This window comes from Oleiphilus sp. HI0080 (assembly GCF_001635135.1).
Genome location: NZ_LWFU01000315.1, coordinates 20,398 through 27,753, shown reverse-complemented (window position 1 = coordinate 27,753; position 7,356 = coordinate 20,398). Strand labels below are relative to the sequence as shown.

3 protein-coding genes are annotated in these 7,356 nt (G+C 43.7%); all 3 read left to right on the top strand.

What is annotated here, in order from left to right:
• The coding region (locus A3751_RS03630; RefSeq protein WP_231876836.1) for a hypothetical protein at nucleotides 1–1,693 on the top strand (1,693 nt) is incomplete at its 5' end.
• 38 nt (nucleotides 1,694–1,731) lie between these two features.
• Nucleotides 1,732–3,876, top strand: coding sequence for a penicillin-binding protein 1C (gene pbpC / locus A3751_RS03625; RefSeq protein WP_197466158.1), 2,145 nt, complete (start codon nucleotides 1,732–1,734; stop codon nucleotides 3,874–3,876).
• 52 nt (nucleotides 3,877–3,928) lie between these two features.
• Nucleotides 3,929–7,354 (top strand): STY4851/ECs_5259 family protein, encoded by a 3,426-nt coding sequence (locus tag A3751_RS03620; RefSeq protein ID WP_068452204.1) that lies wholly within the window; start codon nucleotides 3,929–3,931, stop codon nucleotides 7,352–7,354.
• Nucleotides 7,355–7,356 lie beyond the last annotated feature (2 nt).

The following is a 7,356-nucleotide window of genomic DNA, read 5'->3' as shown; positions in this document are numbered from 1 at the left end:
GATATTTATCGAAATACCGAAAAATACTAGCGCAAAAGTGGCTAAGTTTTCTCTTGAAGTTATTACGCCAGAAGGCCGAAGTATCTCTCGAGATTGGACGGTACCGGTGCGACATGTTGCACCATTCAAAAGCCAAGGCCATTCTATAGTTTTGTCGGGAGGCGACGAATACAAAATAGAACCAGACTTGTTTGAAGGTTTTGATAGTTTTGAGGCTTCTATCCGAGTCTCGAAGTTTCCTGATCTCCCAGTTCGACGGATTGCAGAAGGTTTGTTTTCGTACCCTTATGGCTGTGGGGAGCAAACAACAAGTCGCGCTAATGCATGGCTACTTGGAGGTAATGAGCTAGAGATCGAAAAACAAAAGGTTTTAGCGAATAAAACATCAGAGAAAGACATACTCGCTCAAGCGATTCAGCGACTTCAGAAGTTCAAAAAGACAAATGGAAGTTTTGGTTTGTGGAGCTCTGATAGCGATGAGGATCCTTGGCTTAGTGTTTACATTACCGATTTCTTACTCAGGGTAGAAGATAAGTATAGTGATGAATTAATAGCGCAAGGCTCCTTAAAACCGCATATAAACAGACTGAAAATTTATGTGCGCAACGGGACGGAAGGTGTCACGCCATACCCTCTGCGAGCACTCGCGTACAGAAGCTATGCTGCATATGTATTGGCTAAAGAAGGCGAAGTGACACGATCCGATTTAGCAAAATTGGAGAAGGAGTACTTACCTCTAGCGAAAAATAGCTCCCTAGCGACCATTTATATTGCTGGCGCGTATGCGTGGTTAGGCGATAAGTCACGCGCGAGTGAGTTAATGGGTATCAATACTTTCGAGCGTAGTAATGATTATTTTGACGATTATGGTTCTGACATACGAGACTTGTCTTTGGTCGTCAAGGTGCTTGAAGAACTCCATAAGGAGCGACTCTTAGATGAAAACGATCTGAAATCTAAGCTATATCTACAGCTTGTTGATAGAAGTAAGTCGCGTAATTACTTGAGCACTCAGGAACGCATAGCTTTGATCGGAGCAGCAGCTGTTACACAACAAGAGGGGAGCTCTTTTGATTTCACTTACGGTTATGAATTTGTTCGCACTAAAACGCCAGTCATAAAAGATGCAAGTCAGGGAAGCTCAGTTATTAATGATAATGACTTCCCGCTATTTGTTTCTGCAAACGTATTTGGCTTACCTAAAGGAAGAGAGTCAGAGGTGAATGGACTTCGAGCTCGCCATAGACGAACATTCTATAACTCAGACGGTACCCTCTTTAAGGGTGACTCCATTAAAGTTGGACAAAGAATTGTGGTCGTTAATGAGATTATTTATGGCGGCTCGATCCATAATGCGATGGCAGTAGATTTGATGCCGGGCGGCTTCGCGCTTGAAAATCCAGATCTCAATCAGAGTATTGATACTTCCCACATCAAATATATCGATTTCTATTCTACCAAGCGTGATATTAACCCTGGATTCAACATGACCGAGTATCGTAATGATCGCTATGTCATGTCGCACGACCTGTTGGGAGATAGTAAAAGTTCACAAAGCGCGGTGTATAGCTATGTGATCAGGGCAGAAGTTCCAGGGACCTACCAAGTGCCTCCTAGTTACTTAGAGGATATGTATAAGCCTTATAACTTCTACATCGCTTATGGAGATCTAGAAACGATTACCGTTGAGTGATGTTCCGAGCAAGGAAAAACAAATATAGCCTGGTAACGGTGCTTGCCATCGTTATCAGTATTGGCTTGGTTTACTTTTTTCATAGTCCGATTTCATATCAGCATATTGATCGGAACAGCACTGTCATAACATTCTCGAATGGCGAACCCTTGAGGGTGTTTCGCGGAAGTGATGGGAGTTTTCAGTACCCAATTCAGCTTAACCAAGTGAATTCTGATTATCTTCGCCTAATGATCGCTTACGAGGATCATGATTTTTACCATCATAACGGGGTAAAGGTGTCGGCCCTATTGCGTGCGATATGGCAATGGGTAAAAAGCGGGCGAATCATTTCAGGCGGATCAACGCTTACTATGCAAACCGCTCGGATGGTGGGAAACTACGATAGAAGTATTCTGGGAAAGTTGCAGCAAATCATGCTTGCACTTAAGTTGGAGTATCAGCTTAGTAAAGATCAGATACTGACGATTTACATTAACAACGCCCCCTTTGGTGGAAATATCAAAGGGGTGGAATATGCTTCTCAAGTGTATTTCGGGAAATCCTCTAGAGACCTAAACCTATCAGAAGCAATCTTGCTTTCTAAACTTCCTCAGTCGCCGTCAAGGTATAGACCAGACAAGCATCTGGACAATGCAATCAAGGCTCGTCAAGAAGTGGTACAAATACTCGCGTCCCGCGGAGTAATAACAACGGAAGAGCGAGAATTAATCGCGAATACGCCAGTTCTAGCACAAAAGCATCCAACGCCAAAGCGTGTGCCCTTACTGGCGCGACATCTCAAAGTGGATGCCGAAGGAACTAAACAGAGGAGGTTGCAAAGTCATATCGATTTGGAGCTACAGACTCGTATAGAGACAACGTTAAAACCAAGTATTGCATCGTTAACAAGCAAATCTTCACTTAGCTTTGCTGTTTTGCATAACCCAAGTGGCACTGTTGTGGCGTTTAGAGGGTCAGCTGAATTTTTAGATCGCCAGCGTTTTGGTCACGTAAACATGGCTTTTGCGTCACGATCGCCAGGCTCAACGCTCAAGCCGTTTGTTTACGCTATGGCAATTGACCAAGGCTTCATACATAGCCGCAGTTTAATGGCAGATATCCCTTATGATTTTAACGGCTATAAGCCAAAAAATATTGATGAGCAATACATTGGAATGATACCTGCCGATGACGCTCTACGTGCGTCAAAAAATATTGCAGCAGTCCAACTATTAAACGCAGTTGGCCCGAAATATTTTGTAAATAAGCTATTGAGAGCTGAGGTTGAATTGAGTCACCCAGACGATAATTTATCGATTATTTTGGGAGGAACAGGTGCAAGTCTAATGGACTTACTTTCACTGTACTCTGCGCTTGCTAATCGGGGTAAAGTGATTAAGCCAAGTCTTTCAGTTTTGAGCGAATATAGGGAGTTGCCCTTACTTAGTCCATCTGCAGCGTTTATAGTTTGGAAGGTGTTATCAGACAATAAAGGCCCTAACTTCAGAGTGCCAAAGTACCGAAGAAAACTCGCTTGGAAAACCGGTACTAGTTATGGCTACCGAGATGCTTGGGCAGTAGGTGTAAGTCCTGATTATACAGTGGCTGTTTGGGTTGGGCGACCGGATGGTACACCTGTCGTTGGTCAGTACGGCCGTTCAAAAGCGGGACCATTGCTTTATGATATTTTCGATCAACTGCCAAAAGATAAATATCGTATTTCACCTCCTGAACAGGTCACTAACCACAGTATTTGTTGGCCCAGTGGCTTAGCCTATTCGGAGAGTGACTCAATAAAAAACTGTGAGATGATTAAAACGAATGCGTTTGCCATCGCAGACTACACGCCTAGGACTATAGATTTGCAGGGAAAGCACATTATGTCTGGTGCTTGGCCTGAGGAAATTAGGCATTTTAAGGGATTAAAGTATCAAGATGCTGCGTTCACTGATAGGCATGATAAAAGTATAAAAATTATGTTCCCAGAGAATGGAATGCAGTTTTTTAAGTCCCAGGTACAAAACATACAAGTTGAGGTGTCGCAGCTAGATGGCGAAAACAATCATGTTTTGTTTTACCTGAATGATACTCAGCGTAGAAGTCATGAGATTGACATAACAAAGCTAGGAAAGCTTAACCAGCTGGTTGCGTGTCTCAGGGGTGACTGTGACAAAGTAGATTTTATTGTCCATGATAAGTAGCTAGCTTCAGACATAGAAGCAAAAAGACAATTTTAATATATGGATTGAAAAGATGCGCCCACTTGAATGGCAACAAGCATTATTAGAGCGGCATCAATTGCAGCAACCAGATGGAAGGCCTCTCTATCAGTACAGGGTGACGGATGAGGAGTTCTCTGAGCTTGAACAGCTATTGAAATTGAGTGCTCCTCTAGGCTTTAAGAACTTAGCGACTATGTTGAAATGGGATGCAGCGTTTGTAATGTTTGCAGCTGAATGGTGGCGTCGATACTACGATGGAAAATGGTCGTGGGAAGGGATATTTGAGGCTATTGATATCCCCCTCATTGATGTGAACACTGCTGATCGCAATTCTATTGTTGAGTTTGGATTGCTTAGATGGAATCGCAGTGTTCGCGTCGTGCATTACAGGCGGCAATTTCTGGGTACCGTCGCTACTGAAGGTGGTTTGCCTTTAAATCGGTTAAAAGAAGCGGGAGGCTGGTTAAATACAGTTTTGGGAACGGTTTTGCGCAAGCATATTGCGAGGGGTTTGGACGTATCTACCTTGCTTGAAGGTTATAAAGAAAAGATACCTCAAAGTTTTCAGAGCGTAGAGATTTTACAGATTCTAGAGGATCTTATCTTATGTGTTGTTCAAGTGCGCAAGGCTCACAAGCTTGATAGCCATAAAGACCCTGTGTTTTGGCTTGATAAGAACGATATTGGTTGGCGCGACCGGTTTCCATTACCTCTAGAAAGTGAGGTTGCAAATGCTCTTTTGTTGGGACTTATCAAGCAAGCGGCGGAAACTAAAGAGTTCTCAGAAGCTGAAGTTCATTCAATTTTCTCAGTCGAACGTTACATAAAAAATGAGTCCACGGACCCAAAAATCAAAGCTCGGCTGGATGCTCCTTCATTCTTCCCTGAGGAGTTGTTTCAGAAAAACCAAATTTGTCTAGAAAGAGCTAGGTACGATTTTGACCTTGTTTTTGACAGTGGAAGAAGTCACAGCTGGGGAAGGGCATTCAAAACGGTAAGCGGTGACAAAGTCGGTTATCGGTTTACTGGAAGAACCCTATATTTAAGTGATGATCTTGTGCTGGATGCGCTCAAGCTTCAAGTGAAGGCGGACGGAGAGTGGTTAGGCTCAATCCCGATCATGAATGGTTTTCGACTCGACCTCAATGAACCATGGCTTTTTACAAAATCTGCAGAGCACTACGAGCTTCAGGGGATGGCCTCACAAAAGACCAAGAAAGAGTCTGCACTCGTTTATATCCCTAAGAATCTGCGCATATTAATGGGCCAAGAAGCAGACTTATTTACGCTAAAAAACTTATACAAAGGTTGTTTGTACCAATTGTCAGGACGAATAGAGTGTCTCGATGACGAGTTGGATCTGCGGTACGGCATGCAAACCAGATCAGCAGATTCTTATTTACAGTATGAACTCGAAGGATCTGAATTCGATAGAGCAAGTAAGCCGGGAAATGTCTACATTGGTATACCTAATGTCGTTGAGCGTAATGCTATTACTGGGAGCGCTAACAGAAGCAGTCGATTTCGACTAAGTGTTAAACGAACGGGAACTTCCGAATCATGGGGTGAGTTAACGAATGATAGTTTCGGAGTGTATGAGGCTAGGGTAATTGATGAGGATGGGATGACCCTGTCCAAACGACGCATAGGAATTCTACCTGCTAAGTTTGATTGGGATATTGAGGTGAATCGTGCAAACCCTAAAGCTGGGACAGTAATTTTGACTGGTTTGCCTTCGGTTGATATTACGAGCACCAACGACGGCGTCTCTATTAGTCAGGCTTATGACAAGGAGATTTGTCGTCATACGGTTTCCTTAACGGCATCGGGTGAACAGCCTTTATCAGTAAAATTTGACCTGCTTAGAGCCGGCGATTCTAGAGAAATTACCTTAGATTTACCGTTTCCTAGCGGCGGGGCCAGGCTTTTTGATGCTACCGGGGTAATGCTTGCGAGAGGGGCAAGCCTTCGCTTGAGTCGGTTGCACGGGTATCGCTTAAAAGTTTTTTGTGAGCATGGTGTAAAAGCGGTTTATGCAAATCTTCGTATTGAATTGATTTCTCAGGTTTTGGATAGCTCCAAGCAGCGAGATCTATATGTGAATAAAAAGTTGAAATTGACCGCTCCAATAACAGAGTTTGCTCTTATCGACTTTTTGGAAGACTTTACAAGTCTGCTGGGTGCGAGTAGCGACCTTGATGCGAGTGTAAAGATAAGTATGGATGTGAATGGAAGGCCGGAACTTAGCCATTTAATCCACCGCTATGATTGTGAATTAAAACGAGACCCCAGTCGTCAGCGTATTTCTATCCCGGGAGATATCGCTTCAAAACTATCACTTGAGGAACAAGTGGCGCTGAGCGTTGATGCTATTTTGTTGAACCAGCCAGAGTCAAATGTTCTCGCTCCGCAGCAGGTCACTTCGGAAGGAGTGTTTTTGGGTGAATGGGAGTTTGACTCTTTAAATAGGAAGGCTGGGTTATGGTTTTTGTTTCCGGAGCCTGAATCGCAGATATTTTTCAGACCTATGCTCTGGCCAGTTGGCGGAAAGGAGTCTCAACAGCTAACGCTGGATGACTCTGCTAGCGTTAAAACATTACAGCGAGCCGTTTGGGTTAATGATCCGCGGTCTCGTTTAGAAGCAATACGCGAGGTTTTGCATGGGATGACGCTGGATTTTGGTCATAGCGGCTGGGATTATCTCAAGGCGCTGACAGATAAATGTGGTCATTTGCCTCTATCAGCATTTGATGTCTGGAGCGTTGCTGCAACGGAACCGCCTTTCTTGGCTGCAATGGCTACTCATGCTGAGCTTGAGGGCATTGTTGATAAAATGGTTGATGAGTTGCCCGTGCTTTGGGAGCTAGTCTCATATGCTGACTGGGAAAATGCAATTACGGTATATCAAGCATACCATCACCGGCTTTATTCAGGCGACGCCGTTAGCCTTGACCCGTCAATTGTTAGCGTAGTTAGGGAGCTGCTTAAGGCGAGTGTTCTAGAAAAAATAGAATCCCTCTCTCCCTCGCTAAAGAGCACTCGCCAACGTTTAGAGAGCCAGTTTTTAAGAGTAGAAGACAAAGAGTTAAACCTATTTTCTTATCCGTATGAAATGGTTGTTAAAGGCCAAGTTGAAGATCTAAAGCGTAATCTGGTTACGAGAAACTCCGAGTCTGAGTGGCCGATTATGTTGCAACGTACGCTCGAGCATCAGCTAGATAATTTACCTGGCGCTTTGACGAATGATCTCCGAGTGTTTCGCGGATACCAAAAATCAGTCATGTTTCTTCCGGCAGTACTTGCTGCTCGACAGGTGGGTCTTAAAGACGAACTGTGGATCGGAGATACGGTTACAGTATTCAAGCTTCAGCGTATTAAAGAGTTTGATCGAGATTGGTTTGAATTGATGTTTAATCTTATTTCCGCCTGGCTTCATTTTAATAACAAGGAGAGTTGATT